The following is an 18,198-nucleotide window of genomic DNA, read 5'->3' on the forward strand; positions in this document are numbered from 1 at the left end:
AATTATGATAGATTTGGAAGGAATCCGCCAAACAGTGTCGAAATAGTACATCGATAGTCTCATGATCAATGGATATGCCAACGAGAAATCGGTCTGAAAGACCGGGATGCCCGGAGGTATTATGGACTACAAGGACTATATTGCTCACATCCGTGAAGCAGATGGGGAAATTCAGACGGCTGAAGAACATTTGCGGGAAGTGCGGAGGTTATGCGAGGAGTACGGGGGCAAAATCGGCCTGAGGCATCTGGCCGGACTGTCCGGGTGGCTGCATGACATGGGGAAATTGACCCAATCCTTCAAGTCATACATTGAAGAAGCAGTAGCCAACCCGGACACTCCTCCGCGCAGAGGATCGGTCGATCACTCCACAGCTGGCGGCAAGCTGCTGTACGAGCGGTTTCATCGGGAGGCGAAGACGCCCGGGGACAAATTGACGGCGGAATGGGCCGCCAACTGTATCATCTCTCACCATCAAGGACTGCGGGATTTTTACGGCCCCGAATCGGATTCGCCGTTTCTTGACAGAGTCGCGAACAAAAAGCTGGAAGATTACGAGCAAGCCAAGGAGCATTTCTTCCAATTGGCTGACCGCGCCGAGTTCGAGCGGTATTTTGCAGAGGCCAGGAAGGAACTGGAAGAGATCATCGGACGAATTCAAAAGAACAGCCACTCAAGCATTAACGTCTCGCTTGTCATCAAATACGTGTTCAGCTGCCTGATTGACGCCGACCGGACCAATACCCGGCAATTCGAGGAGAAGGAAGCTGCAGAAGAGCCGTTTGATCGCGAAGCGTTTTTCAACCGATGCTATGATGCTCTGATGCGAAAAATCAAGGAGTTCGATAACGATCCGGACGCCGGCCATCCAATCAACCGCTTGAGGCGAGAGATGTCCGATCAGTGTGAAGCGTTCGCCTGGCAGCGGCCATCCGGTATCTATACATTGTCCATTCCGACCGGGGGCGGCAAGACATTGGCCAGCCTCCGCTACGCGATCAAGCATGCGATGGCCACAGGGAAAGAAAGGATCATCTACGTCGTGCCTTACACGACGATCATCGAACAGAACGCCGCCGAGATTCGGGATATTTTGCAGGAGCACGATCTGATCCTGGAGCATCATTCCAACGTCGTTGATGAGATGGATGAAGAGACGGAAGATTACGACGTGCGGAAGAAGAAGATTCGGCTCGCCCGGGACAACTGGGACCGCCCGATTATTTTTACGACGATGGTGCAGTTTCTGAACACGTTGTATGCCAAGGGAACGCGAAATATCCGCAGAATGCACCGCCTGGCTAATAGTGTCCTGATCTTCGACGAGGTGCAATCCGTGCCGCTCAAATGCATTTCGTTGTTCAACGAGGCTCTGAACTTCTTGCATTTCTTTGGCAATTCCAGCATTGTGCTGTGCACGGCGACGCAGCCTGCGCTCGATTACGTCAAGCATCAGCTTCGTTTGTCCGAGTGGCCCGAGATGATCGGCAGTTTGGACGATGTCGCCGATCGCTTTAAGCGGGTGGAGGTTGAAGACCGAACCGAGCCGGAGGGATGGGGAGCTGAACGCTTGGCCGATTTTGTCGGAGAGCGGCTGGAGGAAGTCCGCAGCGTTCTGGTGATCCTTAATACCAAAACAGCGGTTCGGAAATTGTTTGCCCGGCTTGTGCAGGATCTGCGAATCGGTGAAAGCGGCGTGAAGCTGTTTCATTTGAGTACGAATATGTGCGCGGCGCACCGCAAAAAGGCGTTAGGCCAAGTCATCGAGGCGCTTACAGGCGAGGAGCGGGTCGTTTGCGTCAGCACGCAGCTGATCGAAGCGGGAGTGAATATCAGCTTTGACTGCGTGATCCGCTCGTTAGCCGGTCTGGATTCCATTGCCCAAGCGGCGGGACGGTGCAATCGTCACGGCAAGGACCCGATGCGGACGGTGTATATCATCAAATCGGCCGATGAATCGCTAACCCAATTGCCGGAGATTAAGATCGGGGCTCAAATGACCGAGCGTTTGCTGTACGAGTATCGTCAAAGCCCGGAGCGATTTGGTCGCTACTTGCTGTCTGCCGCAGCGATGAAGTCCTATTTTCATTATTACTTTCATCATATGAAGGAGCGAATGGATTATCCGATTCCGAAGCTGGATAATAAAATGTTCGAACTGCTTAGCACCAACAAAACGTACTACGAATCGTTTAAAAATACGCGTCGACGCGTTCCCGAAATATTGAGCCGCCCGTCATTCGCGACAGCGGAACAGTATTTTGAAGTGATTGACAACGCTGCGGCCTCCGTATTGGTTCCTTACAACGAGGACGCGCGCACGCTGATCGCGGACCTGAATGGTGAACTGGACAGCCGGAAGCTTGGCGATTTGCTGCGAAAAGCTCAGCAATATGTGGTCAATCTGTATGATCAAGAAAAGCGGAAGCTGGTACAGAATGAGGCGCTTTATCCGTTGCTGAATGGTCATGTACTGGCTCTGCGCGAATTTGCCTATTCCGATGAGTTCGGCGTTGAAACGGGCGGAGAAGGCGAGTGGGAAGTAGCATTAATATAGACATTTATTGAAGGTGGTGAAACGATGCGAAACCAGATCGAATTCGAAGTGTACGGCAACTATGCCCTATTTACCGATCCGTTAACCAAAATCGGGGGAGAGAAGTTTTCCTACCAGGTACCGACATATCAGGCTTTGAAGGGGATTGTTGAATCCATATATTGGAAACCGACTCTGATCTGGTACGTGGATGAAGTTCGAATCATGAACGCGATCCAGACGGAGTCCAAAGGGATGCGCCCGATCGAATACTCTGGCGGGAACACGCTGGCTTACTATACGTATCTCAAGGACGTTCGTTATAGAGTAAAAGCTCATTTCGAGTTCAACCCTTATCGCGAAGATTTGGCAGGGGACCGGAACGAAGGGAAGCATTTCAGCATTTGTAAGAGAGCTTTGCAAGCCGGGGGGCGCCGGGACATTTTTTTGGGCACGCGCGAATGTCAAGGTTACGTCGAGCCTTGCGCTTTTGACGAAGGGGAAGGCTTCTACGACCAGACGCCGGAGATCGATTTTGGCATCATGGTGCATGGCATCAACTATCCGGACGAGACCGGAAGGCAGGAGCGGGAGACCCGCTTGTGGAGAGCCAAGATGCAACGCGGCATTATCCGCTTTATCCGCCCCGAGGAATGCACGCTGATTCGCAAAACCGGAGAGGGGGCGGTCAAGGCATTCAGCGCTTCCGGCATCCAGTCGGTAGATGACACGTATCAGGAAATGCTTGCGGAAGGAGGGCAGTGAATGACCTGGCTAGCGCAATTATACAAAACGTACGAAAATAACGCGCACGTCGTCGGCCAATTCGAAACGAAGCGGAACAATCGCGAGTATGCGCTGATCCCGGTCTCCCACACGACGCAAAATGCGCATATCGAGGTTCATTTGGACGATCAGGGGCAGTTTATTTCAGCTAGCGTGATAGACAAAAACGAGGCGAACACGATCATTCCATGCACCGAAGCTTCGGCCAGCCGGACGAGCAAGGCGGTTCCGCATCCTTTGTTCGACAAGCTGATGTATGTGGCGGGAGACTATGCCCGATATTGCGAGGCGCCAAAAGGCACGCCGTACGAAGATTACATGGCACAGCTGGCGGATTGGTGCGAGTCGCCTGCGTCTCATCCCAAAGTGAAGAGCGTCTATGCCTATCTTCGCCAAGGGACGCTAATGGAAGATCTGATCCGATCCAAGGTGCTGTGGCTTGACGAGCGGGGCAAGCTGGCCGACAAATGGACCCCGGAGCTGGAAGAAAAGCACGGCGGAAAGCCGGAATTGTTCGAAGTAATCGCTTCGGACCAGAGCGCGGCCTTTGTCCGCTTTGCCGTCCGGGTGCCTGGAGATGTCGAGCCCCGCTTGTGGCGGGATCGATCCGTTCAGGATTCTTTTATTCAATATTATGAAATGAAGCTGACGGATTACGATATATGTTACGTTTCCGGCCGGGAGCTTCCTTATGCCGACAAGCACGCCTCTCGCATCCGCAATTCTGCGGACAAATCGAAGCTCATCTCCGCCAACGATACGAGCGGTTTTACGTTTCGCGGCCGGTTCCGTACGAGCCGGGAGGCGGCCGCCGTTGCATACGATGTGTCGCAAAAAGCGCACAATGCGCTGAAATGGTTGATCGACAAGCAGTCTTTTACGATCGACGGCAAGGTGTTCCTGGTATGGGGCACCGAAAATTTGGACGTACCCGATCCGTTCGCCGATTCGTTCACTTTGTACGCTAACGAAGAGGAGGAGGCAGGCGTCGGGGACGGCACCCACAAGGAGTATGCGAAGCGGATTCGCAAGGCGATTAACGGATACCGTTTTGACGGCGATTATCAATCGGAAGTCATTATTATGATCCTGGATGCGGCAACGCCCGGACGAATGTCGATCGTGTATTATCGGGACATGAATAAAGAGCTTTTCCTCGATCGCCTGCAGCATTGGCATGAAACGTGCTACTGGCTGCACCGGCACGGCAAAAATGCGGAGAACCGAGCCGTTTCATTCATCGGAGCGCCGGCGACCCGCGATATTGCCTTCGCCGCCTACGGTCCGCAGGCGAGCGAGAAAGTTATTAAGGGACTCGTCGAGCGCATGCTGCCGTGCATCATTGACGGGCGTAAAATCCCGCTGGATATTGTGCGCAGCGCGATTCACCGCGCTTCCAATCCGGTAGGGATGGAGGAGGCGGATTGGGAGAAGACGCTGAGCATCGCTTGCGCTCTCGTCAACAAAACGTATGAGAAAGAGGGGTTTGAGGTGAGTCTGGATACGAATTGCACAGACCGGAGCTATTTGTTCGGCAGAATGCTGGCGATTGCCGACAGGTTGGAGAGGAAGGCGCTCGGCCGGGAAGAGAAGCGGGCAACCAATGCGGTGCGTTATATGAACGCGTTCGCGCAGCGGCCGATGCGAACCTGGACGATCATTCAGTCAGCCATCCAGCCATATCAGGCAAAAATGGGAACCGAAGCGAACTTTTACAACCGTTTGCTGGATGAAGTGGGCTCCCGGCTGCAGCCGGAGCATTTTACGGACAAGCCGTTAAGCGGGTTGTACCTGCTCGGGTTCTACAGTCAACGTCATGAATTAAGCACGTTTAAGAAAAACGATGACGCCGTTGATGCGGTAGATTCTGAAGAAGAACAGGAGGAAAACTAAGATGAATGCACTCGATCGTAAAATTGATTTTGCCGTCGTCCTGTCGGTTCGCAACGCCAATCCGAACGGAGATCCGCTGAACGGGAACCGTCCGCGGCAAAATTATGACGGGCACGGAGAAATATCGGATGTCTGCATTAAGCGGAAAATCCGCAACCGGCTGCAGGATATGGGCGAATCGATCCTGGTCCAATCCGATGACAGGCGCACGGACACCTATCGAAGCATTAAAGAGCGCGTGGATGCCAATCCGGACGTTCAGGAATTCGCCAAAGGCAAGAAGCAGAACAACGAGCTGTTCGCGCGGGCGGCTTGCGAGTCATGGCTGGATGTGCGCAGCTTCGGGCAAGTGTTTGCGTTCAGCGGTACGGACGTCTCCATCGGCATTCGCGGCCCTGTCTCCATTCATACCGCTGTCAGCGTGCATCCGATCGATATTACCAGCATCCAGATTACCAAAAGCGTAAATGCCGTAACCCCCAAAGATCCGAACAAACGAGGCTCCGATACGATGGGGATGAAGCATCGGGTCGATTTTGGAGTATACGTCTTCTACGGAAGCATGAATCCGCAATTGGCCGAAAAAACCGGGTTTACATACGAAGATGCGGTCAAAGTGCGCGATGCCTTGATCACCTTGTTCGAGAATGACGCCTCTTCCGCCCGCCCTGACGGCAGCATGGAAGTGCATCGCGTATTTTGGTGGGAGCATAAGTCGAAGCTGGGGCAGTATTCGTCGGCCAAAGTGCATCGTTCCTTGTGGGTAACGCTGAAAGAGGGTGTGGAAGAGGCCAAATCGGCAGACGATTATCAATGTACGGTGCTGCCGCTCGAAGGGCTGGACGTTCAGGAATATGCAGGACTATAACGAAGACGATTTTTTGCTTTTATCCGGCATCCAGCATTTCCTGTTTTGCAAGAGGCAATGGGCCCTCATTCATCTTGAGCAGCAATGGGAAGACAATGTGCTGACGGTCGAAGGGGAGCATGTTCATCGGGTGGCGGATCAGCCCATGATTCGCGAGAAACGGGGGGACAAGCTCATCGTTCGCGCGTTGCCGGTACGCTCCAACCGGCTTGGCATTACAGGCATTTGCGATGTCGTGGAATTTGTCCGAGATCATAGCGGAATCTCGCTTGCGGGGGAGGAAGGTCTATACCTTCCTTACCCTGTTGAATACAAGCGGGGCAAGCCGAAGAAGGACGACTCCGACCGTTCCCAATTGATCGCCCAACTGATGTGCCTGGAGGAAATGCTCGTTTGCGAGCTTTCAACCGGTTATCTATACTATAACGAAATCAAGCACCGGGTTGAGGTGCCGATCACCGCGGCCGACAAGGAGCGGGTACGAAGTACGTTCCTTGAAATGCATAGCTACTTCCAAAGACGCCATACTCCGAAGGTCAAGACGGGGCCGCACTGCCGCAGCTGTTCATTGAATCGGGTCTGTTTGCCGGAAATGCTGGACAAGAGAACGGTATCGAGCTATATCGAAAGCAGGTTGAAGGAATGAGAAAGCTGCTGAACACTTTATTCGTGACGATGCCGGATACGTATTTGTCGCGGGATGGCGAGAATGTCGTCATCAAGAATGAAGAAGGCATTATTGCCCGGTACCCTTTGCACAATTTGGAAGCGATATGCACATTTGGCTATGCCGGGATAAGTCCGGCTTTGATGGGAGCTTGTGCCGAACGAAATATTGATTTGACATTTATGACGCGAAGCGGCCGGTTTTTAGCCAGGGTCATCGGCGAGGATAAAGGGAATGTGCTGCTTAGAAAAGAACAGTACCGGATCTCGGATGATGTCAAGCGAAGCGCGCTGGCCGCCCGAAATATGATTACCGGCAAGCTGTACAACTACAAATGGATTTTGGAACGCGCCGCCAGAGACTACGCTCTCCGAATCGACGTAAACAAGCTGAAACAGGTCAGCGCTTCTTTGACGGAGACGATGAAGCTGGTTCGCAGCGTGGAGGATTTGGATATATTGCGGGGGTTGGAGGGGGCTGCGGCAGTTCAGTACAATGCCGTTTTCGACAGCCTGATTTTGCAGCAAAAGGAACATTTTTATTTTCGCGGCCGCAACAAACGTCCGCCTCTCGATAATGTGAATGCTTTGCTGTCTTTTGCTTATACCTTATTGTCTAACGAGGTCAAAGCGGCATTGGAAGCGGTCGGTTTGGACCCTTATGTCGGTTTTTTGCATAGAGATCGTCCGGGGAGAGCTTCACTGGCGCTGGATATGATGGAGGAATTGCGAGGAATTTATGCGGACCGTCTCATCCTGTTTCTGATCAACAAGAAGATGGTTAACGACAAAGGGTTCCATAAGAAAGAAAACGGTGCGGTCATCATGGACGACGAAACGAGAAAAACGGTGTTGAAGGCTTGGCAAGAACGAAAGCAGGAGAAGATCATACACCCCTATTTGCACGAAAAAATATCCTGGGGGCTGGTTCCTTACGCGCAGGCCCTGCTGTTGGCCAGAACGATCCGGGGCGATCTCGACGAGTACCCGCCATTTTTGTGGAAGTAGGTGAGGATGTGCTGGTTTTGATCACTTACGATGTAAGCACGACGACTGCGAAAGGACGAAAAAGGCTCGCCCAAGTCGCCAAAACCTGTTTGAACTACGGCCAGCGCGTGCAAAATTCCGTCTTTGAGTGCATTGTTGACACAGCGCAGTTCAGAAGGTTAAAGTATGATTTGGAAGCATTGATCGATAAGGACACCGATAGCTTGCGCTTCTACAATCTCGGCGAGAAGTACAAGACCAAGGTCGAGCATATAGGCGCGAAAAGCTCCTACGACATGGAAGGGCCATTGATCTTGTGAAGCGGAAAGGCAAGGTGCGAATGCGAAGCTCCCATGAAAATCCCGCCTCTTTCGCACCTCGAACTTTGTCGAAAATTGTCGAAACAATTGCTTGCTTGAAAAAGTCAACAGCAAATCGATGCCTATTTCGCAACAATTTTTCCGGAAAATGATTGAATTGATGCCGGAAGTGGAATGCTTGTGCACATTTTTGCTGTCGCTCCTCATGTAGGAGCGTGGATTGAAACTTTTACACCACCAAGGACCCGAACATTTTGTCTGGTCGCTCCTCATGTAGGAGCGTGGATTGAAACTGTTCGATAACTTTTGAGTCAATCTCCACCCCGTATGTCGCTCCTCATGTAGGAGCGTGGATTGAAACATCGAGACAACCGTGACTTTCACGGTGTCACCAGTCGCTCCTCATGTAGGAGCGTGGATTGAAACATCTGTTTTTGATGAAAAGTGGATCGCCATCTTAGGTCGCTCCTCATGTAGGAGCGTGGATTGAAACATAATAAGCTGTTCGTCTGCAAAAAATAGGTATACGGTCGCTCCTCATGTAGGAGCGTGGATTGAAACCGGTCGCGCCAACATCGTCCACTACGCCTGTGGTGTCGCTCCTCATGTAGGAGCGTGGATTGAAACTCCGACTCCGGTCGATGACGTGTCCGACTGGGCCCGTCGCTCCTCATGTAGGAGCGTGGATTGAAACAAAAACAGCGACGAAATCGATGGATCGGTTGTGAAGTCGCTCCTCATGTAGGAGCGTGGATTGAAACGAACTAACGCAGCGACTGTACGTTTATCGCGATTAGTCGCTCCTCATGTAGGAGCGTGGATTGAAACCGTTGTTGACGGCGGGTTTCGCGATTAGTTACCGGGTCGCTCCTCATGTAGGAGCGTGGATTGAAACTCGGATATCCACTGCGCCGCAGCCACATACCCCTCGTCGCTCCTCATGTAGGAGCGTGGATTGAAACGGTAGATTCAAAGAGCTATGATACGGCGAAGAAAGTCGCTCCTCATGTAGGAGCGTGGATTGAAACCGTGTTAATCAGTCGGGTGGAATTGGAGGAACTGGTCGTCGCTCCTCATGTAGGAGCGTGGATTGAAACAACATATGTCCCCCTTGTGCTCCCCCGCCCACTGCGTCGCTCCTCATGTAGGAGCGTGGATTGAAACAGGTGTGTCGTTAGAGTGTATTGCGAGGGTGCTTCGTCGCTCCTCATGTAGGAGCGTGGATTGAAATATCCACCCTTGTGAGGTGCAGAATGCAATAAGACGTCGCTCCTCATGTAGGAGCGTGGATTGAAATGCTGGACGGTCGATGATTACATCAAGGCTGGCCGTCGCTCCTCATGTAGGAGCGTGGATTGAAATTTCGAACTCAAGGCGTCATCACAACGTTAACATCCGTCGCTCCTCATGTAGGAGCGTGGATTGAAATCAAAATTGAAGAGGCAGATAAGGAGGCTTATAAAGGTCGCTCCTCATGTAGGAGCGTGGATTGAAATAGTCCTGCAGCAACTCCCCGGTTGCCTTTTGCATCGTCGCTCCTCATGTAGGAGCGTGGATTGAAATAATCCATGGAAACCGGGTAGAGATGGCTGTGGAAGTCGCTCCTCATGTAGGAGCGTGGATTGAAATCTCCTTGATCCTTTTTCTCGATGACGAATGGACCTCTGTCAATAGATTGGACACATAAAATCGAGAGAATCACGCAGCCGGATGAAACATACGTTCGTATTGATTTGGAGTGAAATACCCTATAGAGGAGTGGATTCTTTTTCCATTATAGAAGCATGTGATGTACTCAAAAATCTTCTCCTTGGCTTCTTTCCTCGTTTTGAATTTATTCAAATAGACGAGCTCTTTTTTCAGCACACTATGAAACGACTCAATACAAGCGTTGTCGTAGCAATTTCCCTTGCGGCGCATGCTGCCGGTCATTCCATATTGTTTCAAGCGTTGCTGATAGTCTGAGGATGCGTACTGGCTGCCGCGATCAGAATGATGCAGCACGTTCCCTTTGGGCTTCTGAAGGCGATACGCCTGATCCAGGGCCTTCAAACAAAGCTCCTTCGTCATTCGTTCGTCCATATGGAAGCCGACGATTTTGCGCGTGCAGAGGTCCTCCAAGCTGGAGAGATAAAGCCAACCTTCATCTGTTGGAATATACGTGATATCGGCCATCCAGACCTGATTCGGCTTCTCCGCTGCAAACGACTGATTCAAGACGTTTTCCGAAACCGGCATGTTATGTTTCGAATTTGTAGTGGCCTTGTACTTCTTGACGGTGCGGGATTTCAATCCAAGTTCCTTCATGATGCGGGCAACGGTTTTCTGCGACACATGAACGCCCTGATGTTTCAAAGCGTTCCAAACCTTCGGGCTGCCGTATAACTGCCTGGAATCAAAGAAGATTCTGCGAATCAATTTCTCAAGTTGCTTACGACGTTTGCTGCGATTGCTTTCCTTGCGTTTCGTCCATTCGTAATAACCGCTTTTGGAAACGCCGAACAGGGAGCACATCTTCGCGACACGGAACTGCAAGCGGTGTCTGTGGATGAATGGATAAATCAGCGCCGGTCTTTTGCGAAGTAGTGCATGGCCTTTTTTAGAATTTCGTTCTCCTCTTCCAGATCGCGAATTCGCTTCTGAAGGTCACGTAGCGCTTTATCCTCCGGCTTAAGCTGTCCGCTTCCGGGGAAGGCTTGAGTTCCGCTACTCTTGAATTCGGCGATCCAGCGGTACAACGTGTTCTCATGCAGCCCCATTTCTCGGGCTACCTGCGCCACCGTTTTCCCTTCTTCTTGGATGAGTCTTACGGTTTGAAGTTTGAATTCCTTGTCGTACTTTTTCGTCATTTCGGACACCTCGATTATGAATGCTTTTATTGTCGCACTCTCGGTTCTCCGTGTCCAATTTAAAGTCTAGCATCAGAAAGACAATGTCGCTCCTCATGTAGGAGCGTGGATTGAAATATAGAGCTGACAATGAGGATTCTGGGTCACGACCGTCGCTCCTCATGTAGGAGCGTGGATTGAAATATCGGATCGCCGTAATTTGTAACAAAAATGTGATGTCGCTCCTCATGTAGGAGCGTGGATTGAAATACAAATATGCATGCTGTCACTCAACCGGGAAGCGGCGTCGCTCCTCATGTAGGAGCGTGGATTGAAACCAACTGGTCATTTGCTCGCCCCAAGCTCGGATTGGTCGCTCCTCACGCAGGAGCGTGGATTGATACTCGCCGCTGCCTTGTTATAGAAAGCAGCCCTCTGCTTTAACGTTTAAAAAAGACGAAAAAAGAAGGCAGCGCACGCGCCGCCTTCCCTTCTCCGAGACGATTAAAGCTTCTGAACGATATTTTCGCCAAACAAACATCAGCTTAGCACCTTCGCCATAAACGCGTAGATCTCTTCATCGGTGATGTTCTCACTATCGGGCGAAACGATTTGCTGGACCTGCAGGCCGCTTTTAAAAATGGCAAGAAACCGGGCGGCTTTCTCCGCCTGAAGGTGCGGGGGAATGACCCCGTGCTGCTGCCCGACCTCGATCCATTGGGCTGCGCTTCGGATCGCCGATTCCTGGTACCGTTTCAGGATGTCGGCAACGCCGGGCTTGTCCTTTTGACTGAGTAAATAAATAAAAATAAGATTGGCCGCATTGGCGGTGCTCGAGAGATGCATCAAACGGCCGGACAAGGCGCTTAACGGGCCTTGAATGCTTGCGGCGGTGGCGGCTGCCTGGGACACCGATTCGTAGAACAGCCGATCCGTCTTCTCGATGCCCGCTTCCAGAACCAAGGCGAACAATTCCTCCTTGCTCTTCACATAATGATAAATCGCCCCTTTGGTCAACCCGCTGCGATCGGCAATGCCCTGCAGCGTCGTGGCCCGGCAGCCTTTTTCCAAAATCATTTCCTCGGCGGTTTCTAGCAGCTTTTTCAAGCTGGCATTCATCGATTTGTCCTGCATGGGCTTTCCCTCCTGTAGGTCTGTCGCCTGGACCGGTGATGGCATCAGGCGCGGCTGGCGGCAGCTCAGTTTCTGATTTGTCTCACATAGCGGATATTCCAGAAGATCGTCAGTCCGATGATAGCATAGGAGGCGATGGGCGATACGACCAGGAACGCCGATATGGAAAGAATATTCATCAGCGCCACCTTGATCGCCGCCTCCAGCAGCAGCGCGCAACCCCATACGATCGTCATCAGGCGGAACGTGCGGCGATACGCGGGAAGCCGATTCCATTTGTCGTCCATCTGCGGGTCGCGGCCCGCGAAGCGCTCGGCGAAATAATAGATCAACGGGCGGGGAAAGAGCAGAGAGAGTAGGAACAAGATGCCCATGATGCCTGTCACATAAGACTCTCTTAACAAAATAAAGCGCTCGTCGCCCCCCAGTAGCGCTGCGATGACGCCGAGAACCAGGCCCAGAAAAATAAAGCCGGAGAAAACGTCCGCCTTGCGGGTTCGCATCAAGGTATATACCGATTCGCCAAGCGGCACGATTGCGGCCGCCGATAGCGCCACTGCGCTGCTCGTATGAGGCGCGAGGAGGCGGTAAATGACGTAGGGCAGAGCGATGTTGAGCAGCAGCGTGAATAGGATAGCTTTTCGGTTTTGGTTCATGTTCGGATGCGTCCTTTCCATTCCAGCGATCTTGTCCCACATTCGTTTAGGCAACCAATATACCTACGGTAGGTCTTTCTCGATTGTACATACCTACGGTAGGTATGTCAAGACGGGTTCTCTTTCCGGTCGCGCCGACCATAATTTCAACACCGGAGGTGGCGACGAGTCCTGCCCAAAATACAGCATTTTCCGCATCCTTCGCACCATTGGAATGGGAATGCTGTATTTCGTGCAACAATTTGGACGGGATTGGCCTGCAAACCCGGGAACACCGCTCGAAATGTTGCACATTCTGCAGCAATGAGCCGCTAATGCGGTTTGTTTCCCCCTTTTTCCTGTACAAAATACAACATTTTCCGCGCCGCAGCCCGGACATGCGCCGCTGCCCGGACATGCGCCGTGGCCCGGAGCTCTCGCGGCACTCCTGCCCCTCCTCGCAGAATCCGAAACCGGCCCGTTCCCGCAGGCTGTACAGCAAGCTGCCTTTCGCTTTAACGCTTTAGCGGAGTGTGATCTGCACCGTCAAAAAAAGAGGGCTCGCAGCCCTCCCTCGCATTGCTCAGCTTATACTCGGCGATTATTGTTAGTGATCCGGTTAATCACTTTAACGATGCCCACATCGGAGGCGTTGAAGGCGATGGCATTGCCTCCTTGCCGGATCGAGGCGCTGGCTCCCTGCTTCACGATGGCGACATTGTTGCTTTTTTTCCATACTTTTGTGTGCTTCTGTCTCATAAGAAGTTCACCTCCCTTCCAGAGGTGCCGAGAGGAACGGAGCGGCCGCTTAGCGTTGTCGCTTGCTCTGCTTGACGATCTGCACCGAGGCGGCGTTGCTCGCAAGAGCGTTGCCCCGGGTCGTACGGGCGGTGGCGGATTGCACGATTTTCACAACGAGCACGTGTTTTTTGCCAAGCCGGAATCGGTACACCTTAGCGTGCGAACGATTCACCTGAATTCACCCCCCGTTTATAAAGTCATATCCAAGGTATGTTCCACGCGGCCAAGCTGTACCTGGCGGCCGCCGGACAACCGGAGCGGAAAAATAACATTTGGAACGCGCTGGCAAATCGTATTATAATAACAGGATCAAATTGATGCATGACAATGAGGGGGCACGACGCTTGCGCAGAACATTACGCCGCGCGATCTGGATTCCCGCGGTATTGCTGTACGCTGCGGCGTTTGGCGCGTCCGTGGCGGTGCGGCTCGCCATGCCGACCGAGGCGGAAGTGACGGATGTCGGCAGGCTGATGAAGGCCAAGGTTCGCAAGATCGTCCGCATCAACACGACAGAGGACGTGGCCCGGGCACTGGAGGAAGCGCGGCGCAGAGGGCTGAAGGTTTCCGTGGCCGGCACGAATCATAGTCAGGGCGGGCAATCGTTCTACGAAGGGGCCATCGTGCTGGATATGAAGTCGTATAACAAGGTGCTCGATCTCGATGTCGATAGGCGCGTCATCCGAGTGCAGAGCGGCGCTACATGGGCCGATGTACAGGAGTATGCGAATCCGCACGGGCTGGCCGTACGCACGATGCAGTCGTCGAACGTGTTTTCGATCGGGGGCTCGCTCAGCGCGAACGTGCACGGGCGGGATACGCGGGAAGGGCCGCTGATCGATTCGGTGGAATCGTTCCGGCTGATGCTCGCCGACGGGAGCATTCGGAATGTCAGCCGCAGCGAGAATGCGGAGCTGTTTCCGCTTGTCATCGGGGGATTCGGGCTGTTCGGCGTCATTCTCGATGCCGATATTCGCCTGACGGACAACGAGGTGTACCGGGAGCGGACAGTTCACGTCGATTACCGCGCCTTTCCCGACTATGTCCGCACGGAGATTCTTGCCAAGGGCGACGTCGCGCTGACGCTGGGCCGGTTATCCGCCGCGCCCGACTCGCTGCTAAGCGAAATGTACGTCACCCGGTATGAAAAGACCAATGTGCCGGTCAGCGCAGCGCTCGCGCGCCTTGCGGAGGAACGGAACGTGGAGGTGAACCGCTTCGTGTTCGGGCTGTCGCGCAAATTCGACTGGGGCAAAAGCTTCTTCTGGGATGCCCAGCGCAGCGTATACGCCAAGCAGAACGGGATGCTGCTGACCCGCAACAACGCGATGCGGCCGCCGATCGAATTCCTGGAATACCGGGACGCGCAGAAGACGGATTTGCTGCAGGAATATTTCGTTCCGCTGGACCGCTTCGTGCCGTTCGTCGACGGGATGAGAGAGATCGTTCGTTCGGAGGAGCTGAATTTGATGAACGTCACGGTCCGCTATGTGCCGCAGAACGAAGAGGCGATGCTGTCATACGCGCGGCAGGAGAGTCTGGCGCTGGTGCTGCTGATCAACAGCAAGCGGTCGGCAAGGGACGTAGCGAAGCTGGAAGCGGCTACCCGCCGGCTGGTCGATCTCGCCCTGGAGCAGGGCGGCTCGTACTATTTGACGTACCAGCTGTTTCCGACCAGGGAGCAGTTCGCCAAGGCGTACCCTCAAGCGGAAGCGTTCTTCCAATGGAAAAGAAAGTGGGACCCCGAGCTGCGGTTCATGAATGAATTTTATGCGAGGTATGCGCCATGAAGCCATCGAATGCCCTCAAGTGGGTGATGCTGTCGCAGAGCGCGATGACGTTCGGCGCAGGCATCGTGTTTCCTTTTTATCTCATCTATATCAAGGATATCGGCGGGGATTTCACCCAATACGGCATCGCATACGGGCTGTATACGTTGTGCTCCGCATATTTGAACCGCTGGTTCGGGGCCAAAGCGGACCGGTACGGCCACCGCACCTTTTTGCTGGCCGGCGCCTGGGGCACCGCGGTGCTGTTTCTGCTCTTTCCGATCATCACCGGCATTTGGCAGGTGTATGCGCTGCAGATGCTGCTCGGCGCGTTCGGCGCCATGCAGAGAACGTCGGAGAAGGCGCTGCTGGCCGATTTGACGGAGGCAGGGAAGCGGGGCACGCAGATCGGACAATATCATTTCGGAGTATCGCTGTTTTCGGGGGCGGCGGTGATCGCCGGCGGGTTCCTGATCGATTTTTTCACGCTGGACATCATGTTTTATGCCGGCTCTGTCATTTTGTTCGTCAGCGGCCTGCTGCTGCTTCAGGCGAGCGAGCCGGACCGCGAACATTGAGGCGACGAAAGGAGGCTCTAGAGCTTGGAGCTGCTGTGGGGATATTTGCTGGCCGTGAACGCCGCGGCGCTGGCGGTCATGGGCTACGACAAGGGACAGGCGAGGCGCCGCGGGCGACGGGTGGCGGAGAAGCGGCTGCTTGCGCTGGCCGCCATTGGCGGGGCGGTTGGCATCTGGCTGGGCATGCGGATTTTTCGGCACAAGACGAAGCATCTTTCGTTCGTTTATGCCGTGCCCGCGATGTTTTTGATCCAGGCGTTTCTGATATATTATTTGACCAGGCTGTTTCCTTCCTAGCCATTTATCAGTATACTTGTCCTATATCCGAATCTATCGAAAAACGCAAGGGGCGAACATAGAATGAATCCATATGGAGATTTCGGCGGGCTGGGCCGTCATTATTTGAAGGCGGAGTCGTACGGAGCGGCTGCATTTTGCTTCTACCGGGCGATTATGCAGGATCGTATGAACGACAATGCCTGGAACGGACTGGTGCTGTCGCTCAGCCTGATGCGCAAGGAATTCGACGTGCAGACGGCGCTTGCCCGCTTCGCGCTGCAGGAAGGGCTGTCGTACGATAAGGACTTGATCACCTTCGCCATGATGATGTGGCAGCAAAATCCGCGGGCGCTGTCGGCCTGGCTGCGGCTGCTGGCGGAGAAGAAGGGGGCAGGCGATACCGAAAAGCAAGCGCTTGCGGAGATGGCGGACGATATGGAGCGCGGCTACCGGGAGCTGGTGGAGAAGCGCGGGGAAGAGGCGCTGCACAAGCAGGGAATGCTCAGCCTCGAGGAATACGCAGGCCGCCGGATCGAGCTCGATTGGATTATGGAGGAGCCGCTCGATACGATTTACGGGCATATCAAGACGTGGATGGAGGACCCCGGTATGGCGCTGTCCGCCATTCGCATGCTCTGCATGCTGCCCGACCCCCGCAGCGAGAAGCTGCTGCGCCGGGCATGCCGCAACGAAAACATCGATCCGAAGGCGAGAACGCATGCTGCCCTTGCGCTGCGCTGGCTCGGGGTGCGCGGCAACGTGCGGATCTACAAGATGGAGGAGTCGTTCGTCATCAACCTGGACAACCCGGAGCCGGAGCTGACCGTGTCCGTACCGGCGGCGTACAAGCCGGCGCTCGACCGGATGAAGCTGTGGCTGGCCAAGCAGCAAGGATTCGTCACGGAAGAGGAATACGAACGCCACGCGTCGACCGATGAGCCGGTCATGCCGGAGGAGCTGGCAGCCAAAGTGAATCAGGCGGACATCCCGGGCGTTTATCAAGAAGTGGTTCATGTTCTGATTCGCGCCGCATATGATCAATATTATCCGCTGGTGCCGAAGATCAAGGGAACGCGGCAGTGGAGCGCCGCGCTGCTGATGCTGATGAAGGACTACGTCGAAGGCATCGGCGAGAGCTGGCCCTATGGGGAGCCCGAGCGGGACGAGACGTCCGTCGGCCATCGGAACTGGCTGATCAGCGCGAGCCCGGATTATTACGACAGCATCGCCGAGGCGCGGAAGCTGAGGGAGGAAGCGGCCGGCTGACGGCGTCCGCGCAGAAGGGTTCTCCGGGGAGCTTCCTCAACATACGGGAATTCGATGATCCTGGACACGGAGGTTTGTTATGGAAGCGATGTTGTGGGGCGGCTTCGCCTCATCGCTGGCAACGGCGTTAGGAGCGGTTCCCGTTCTTTTCATGAGATCGTTGTCCCACCTCTGGAAAGACGTGCTGCTCGCCTTCGCCGCGGGGATCATGGTCTCCGCATCCATGTACAGCCTGATTCCTTCCGCGCTGGATTTATCCAGTCTGACGGTTGTCGCAATCGGCGTATTGCTCGGCACGGTGACGCTGACGCTGCTGGAGAAGCTGGTGCCGCATATCGATCTGGAGCACGCGGCAGGCGGGTCCGTCTTTCCGGCCAAAATGCCGCTGGAGCGGCGCTCGATTCTTTTTCTCACGGCGATGACGCTGCACAATTTGCCCGAAGGCTTGTCTGTCGGGGTCAGCTACGCCAGCGGCAGGGAAGATCTCGGCCCGCTGGTGGCGCTGTCCATGGGACTGCAGAACGCGCCGGAAGGCTTTCTGATCGCCTTGTTCCTGATCGTCAACAAAGTTCCGAAGGCGGCGGCCATCCTGTTCGCGTTTTTTACCGGCCTGCTTGAATTCGTCAGCTGCATTGTCGGCTATTATATGACGTCCGTCGTGAGCGGGCTCATTCCTTACGGACTGGCCTTTGCCGGCGGCGCCATGCTGTTCATCGTCTACAAGGAGCTGATTCCGGAAAGCCACGGCCATGGCTACGAACGTTCGGCCACCTTCGCCTTTATTATCGGGCTGCTGACGATGATCGTGTTAACCGAAACGTTGGGCTGACAGCGGGCGGCGCCCGCCGAACG

The 18,198-nt window shown here is 54.1% G+C and carries 17 protein-coding genes and 2 CRISPR repeat arrays; of the genes, 12 read left to right on the top strand and 5 right to left on the bottom strand.

What is annotated here, in order from left to right; genetic code table 11:
• The first annotated feature begins 121 nt into the window (after positions 1 to 121).
• Genes F591_RS0100605 through cas2 form a run of 7 tightly spaced genes read left to right on the top strand, consistent with a single transcriptional unit; the run spans position 122 to position 8,056 of the window.
• Complete coding sequence (locus F591_RS0100605; protein ID WP_019532635.1) at positions 122 to 2,557, top strand: CRISPR-associated helicase/endonuclease Cas3; 2,436 nt, start codon at positions 122 to 124, stop codon at positions 2,555 to 2,557.
• 24 nt (positions 2,558 to 2,581) lie between these two features.
• Positions 2,582 to 3,301 (top strand): type I-C CRISPR-associated protein Cas5c, encoded by a 720-nt coding sequence (cas5c, locus tag F591_RS0100610; RefSeq protein ID WP_019532636.1) that lies wholly within the window; start codon positions 2,582 to 2,584, stop codon positions 3,299 to 3,301.
• The gene (gene cas8c, locus F591_RS0100615; protein WP_019532637.1) at positions 3,302 to 5,215 is read left to right on the top strand and encodes a type I-C CRISPR-associated protein Cas8c/Csd1; all 1,914 of its coding nucleotides are present in this window, start codon (positions 3,302 to 3,304) and stop codon (positions 5,213 to 5,215) included. It begins immediately after the preceding gene.
• Between the two features lies 1 nt (position 5,216).
• Positions 5,217 to 6,083 carry a type I-C CRISPR-associated protein Cas7/Csd2 gene (cas7c, locus tag F591_RS0100620; RefSeq protein ID WP_019532638.1) on the top strand — a complete coding sequence of 289 codons (867 nt, stop codon included), beginning with the start codon at positions 5,217 to 5,219 and terminating at the stop codon, positions 6,081 to 6,083.
• Positions 6,070 to 6,729 carry a CRISPR-associated protein Cas4 gene (gene cas4, locus F591_RS0100625; RefSeq protein WP_019532639.1) on the top strand — a complete coding sequence of 220 codons (660 nt, stop codon included), beginning with the start codon at positions 6,070 to 6,072 and terminating at the stop codon, positions 6,727 to 6,729. Before cas7c ends, cas4 begins: the two co-directional genes overlap by 14 nt.
• Positions 6,726 to 7,757 (top strand): type I-C CRISPR-associated endonuclease Cas1c, encoded by a 1,032-nt coding sequence (gene cas1c / locus F591_RS0100630; protein WP_019532640.1) that lies wholly within the window; start codon positions 6,726 to 6,728, stop codon positions 7,755 to 7,757. Before cas4 ends, cas1c begins: the two co-directional genes overlap by 4 nt.
• Positions 7,758 to 7,765: 8 nt before the next feature.
• On the top strand, positions 7,766 to 8,056 hold the full coding sequence (gene cas2 / locus F591_RS0100635; RefSeq protein ID WP_026326280.1) for a CRISPR-associated endonuclease Cas2: 291 nt from the start codon (positions 7,766 to 7,768) through the stop codon (positions 8,054 to 8,056).
• A 195-nt stretch (positions 8,057 to 8,251) separates the two neighbouring features.
• Positions 8,252 to 9,686: direct repeats of the CRISPR family, unit length 32 nt; unit sequence GTCGCTCCTCATGTAGGAGCGTGGATTGAAAC.
• Positions 9,687 to 9,754: 68 nt separating this feature from the next.
• Here cas2 and F591_RS0100640 read toward each other — a convergent pair.
• The 5 genes from F591_RS0100640 to F591_RS31885 form a co-directional block, all read right to left on the bottom strand.
• A protein-coding gene (locus tag F591_RS0100640; protein WP_211217550.1) for an IS3 family transposase occupies positions 9,755 to 10,905 on the bottom strand; the annotation gives its coding sequence in 2 pieces (ribosomal slippage) (positions 9,755 to 10,650 and positions 10,650 to 10,905; 1,152 coding nt in all).
• 85 nt (positions 10,906 to 10,990) lie between these two features.
• Positions 10,991 to 11,288: a CRISPR direct-repeat array (repeat unit 32 nt; unit sequence GTCGCTCCTCATGTAGGAGCGTGGATTGAAAC).
• Positions 11,289 to 11,424: 136 nt separating this feature from the next.
• Positions 11,425 to 12,018, bottom strand: coding sequence for a TetR/AcrR family transcriptional regulator (locus F591_RS0100650; protein WP_019532644.1), 594 nt, complete (start codon positions 12,016 to 12,018; stop codon positions 11,425 to 11,427).
• 65 nt (positions 12,019 to 12,083) lie between these two features.
• Positions 12,084 to 12,674: a VC0807 family protein gene (locus F591_RS0100655; protein WP_040740636.1), complete on the bottom strand. Its 591-nt coding sequence runs from the start codon at positions 12,672 to 12,674 to the stop codon at positions 12,084 to 12,086.
• A 567-nt stretch (positions 12,675 to 13,241) separates the two neighbouring features.
• Complete coding sequence (locus F591_RS31880; protein WP_019532647.1) at positions 13,242 to 13,412, bottom strand: hypothetical protein; 171 nt, start codon at positions 13,410 to 13,412, stop codon at positions 13,242 to 13,244.
• A 49-nt stretch (positions 13,413 to 13,461) separates the two neighbouring features.
• Positions 13,462 to 13,626, bottom strand: coding sequence for a hypothetical protein (locus F591_RS31885; RefSeq protein ID WP_169445822.1), 165 nt, complete (start codon positions 13,624 to 13,626; stop codon positions 13,462 to 13,464).
• A gap of 172 nt (positions 13,627 to 13,798) precedes the next feature.
• Here F591_RS31885 and F591_RS0100675 point away from each other — a divergent pair, with 172 nt between their 5' ends.
• The 5 genes from F591_RS0100675 to F591_RS0100695 all read left to right on the top strand — a co-directional run bounded on the left by F591_RS0100675 (position 13,799) and on the right by F591_RS0100695 (position 18,175).
• Complete coding sequence (locus tag F591_RS0100675; protein ID WP_019532649.1) at positions 13,799 to 15,244, top strand: FAD-binding oxidoreductase; 1,446 nt, start codon at positions 13,799 to 13,801, stop codon at positions 15,242 to 15,244.
• Positions 15,241 to 15,801 carry an MFS transporter gene (locus F591_RS0100680; protein ID WP_019532650.1) on the top strand — a complete coding sequence of 187 codons (561 nt, stop codon included), beginning with the start codon at positions 15,241 to 15,243 and terminating at the stop codon, positions 15,799 to 15,801. The genes F591_RS0100675 and F591_RS0100680 overlap by 4 nt, the downstream gene beginning before the upstream one ends.
• Positions 15,802 to 15,825: 24 nt before the next feature.
• Positions 15,826 to 16,098 carry a DUF1294 domain-containing protein gene (locus F591_RS0100685; protein ID WP_019532651.1) on the top strand — a complete coding sequence of 91 codons (273 nt, stop codon included), beginning with the start codon at positions 15,826 to 15,828 and terminating at the stop codon, positions 16,096 to 16,098.
• Between the two features lie 63 nt (positions 16,099 to 16,161).
• A complete protein-coding gene (locus F591_RS0100690) occupies positions 16,162 to 17,346 on the top strand; it encodes a HEAT repeat domain-containing protein (protein ID WP_019532652.1) in 1,185 nt (394 codons plus the stop codon).
• Positions 17,347 to 17,425: 79 nt separating this feature from the next.
• Positions 17,426 to 18,175 carry a ZIP family metal transporter gene (locus F591_RS0100695; RefSeq protein ID WP_019532653.1) on the top strand — a complete coding sequence of 250 codons (750 nt, stop codon included), beginning with the start codon at positions 17,426 to 17,428 and terminating at the stop codon, positions 18,173 to 18,175.
• Positions 18,176 to 18,198: the final 23 nt, after the last annotated feature.

The sequence above is a fragment of the Paenibacillus ginsengihumi DSM 21568 genome (assembly GCF_000380965.1).
Lineage (GTDB): Bacteria > Bacillota > Bacilli > Paenibacillales > NBRC-103111 > Paenibacillus_G > Paenibacillus_G ginsengihumi.

Excerpts from the sequence above, each read along its gene's own strand:
- F591_RS0100605 (WP_019532635.1), top strand. The coding sequence starts at position 122 with ATGGACTACAAGGACTATATTGCTCACATCCGTGAAGCAGATGGGGAA.
- cas5c (WP_019532636.1), top strand. The coding sequence starts at position 2,582 with ATGCGAAACCAGATCGAATTCGAAGTGTACGGCAACTATGCCCTATTT.
- cas8c (WP_019532637.1), top strand. The coding sequence starts at position 3,302 with ATGACCTGGCTAGCGCAATTATACAAAACGTACGAAAATAACGCGCAC.
- cas7c (WP_019532638.1), top strand. The coding sequence starts at position 5,217 with ATGAATGCACTCGATCGTAAAATTGATTTTGCCGTCGTCCTGTCGGTT.
- cas4 (WP_019532639.1), top strand. The coding sequence starts at position 6,070 with ATGCAGGACTATAACGAAGACGATTTTTTGCTTTTATCCGGCATCCAG.
- cas1c (WP_019532640.1), top strand. The coding sequence starts at position 6,726 with ATGAGAAAGCTGCTGAACACTTTATTCGTGACGATGCCGGATACGTAT.
- F591_RS0100650 (WP_019532644.1), bottom strand. The coding sequence starts at position 12,018 with ATGCAGGACAAATCGATGAATGCCAGCTTGAAAAAGCTGCTAGAAACC.
- F591_RS0100655 (WP_040740636.1), bottom strand. The coding sequence starts at position 12,674 with ATGAACCAAAACCGAAAAGCTATCCTATTCACGCTGCTGCTCAACATC.
- F591_RS31880 (WP_019532647.1), bottom strand. The coding sequence starts at position 13,412 with ATGAGACAGAAGCACACAAAAGTATGGAAAAAAAGCAACAATGTCGCC.
- F591_RS0100680 (WP_019532650.1), top strand. The coding sequence starts at position 15,241 with ATGAAGCCATCGAATGCCCTCAAGTGGGTGATGCTGTCGCAGAGCGCG.
- F591_RS0100690 (WP_019532652.1), top strand. The coding sequence starts at position 16,162 with ATGAATCCATATGGAGATTTCGGCGGGCTGGGCCGTCATTATTTGAAG.
- F591_RS0100695 (WP_019532653.1), top strand. The coding sequence starts at position 17,426 with ATGGAAGCGATGTTGTGGGGCGGCTTCGCCTCATCGCTGGCAACGGCG.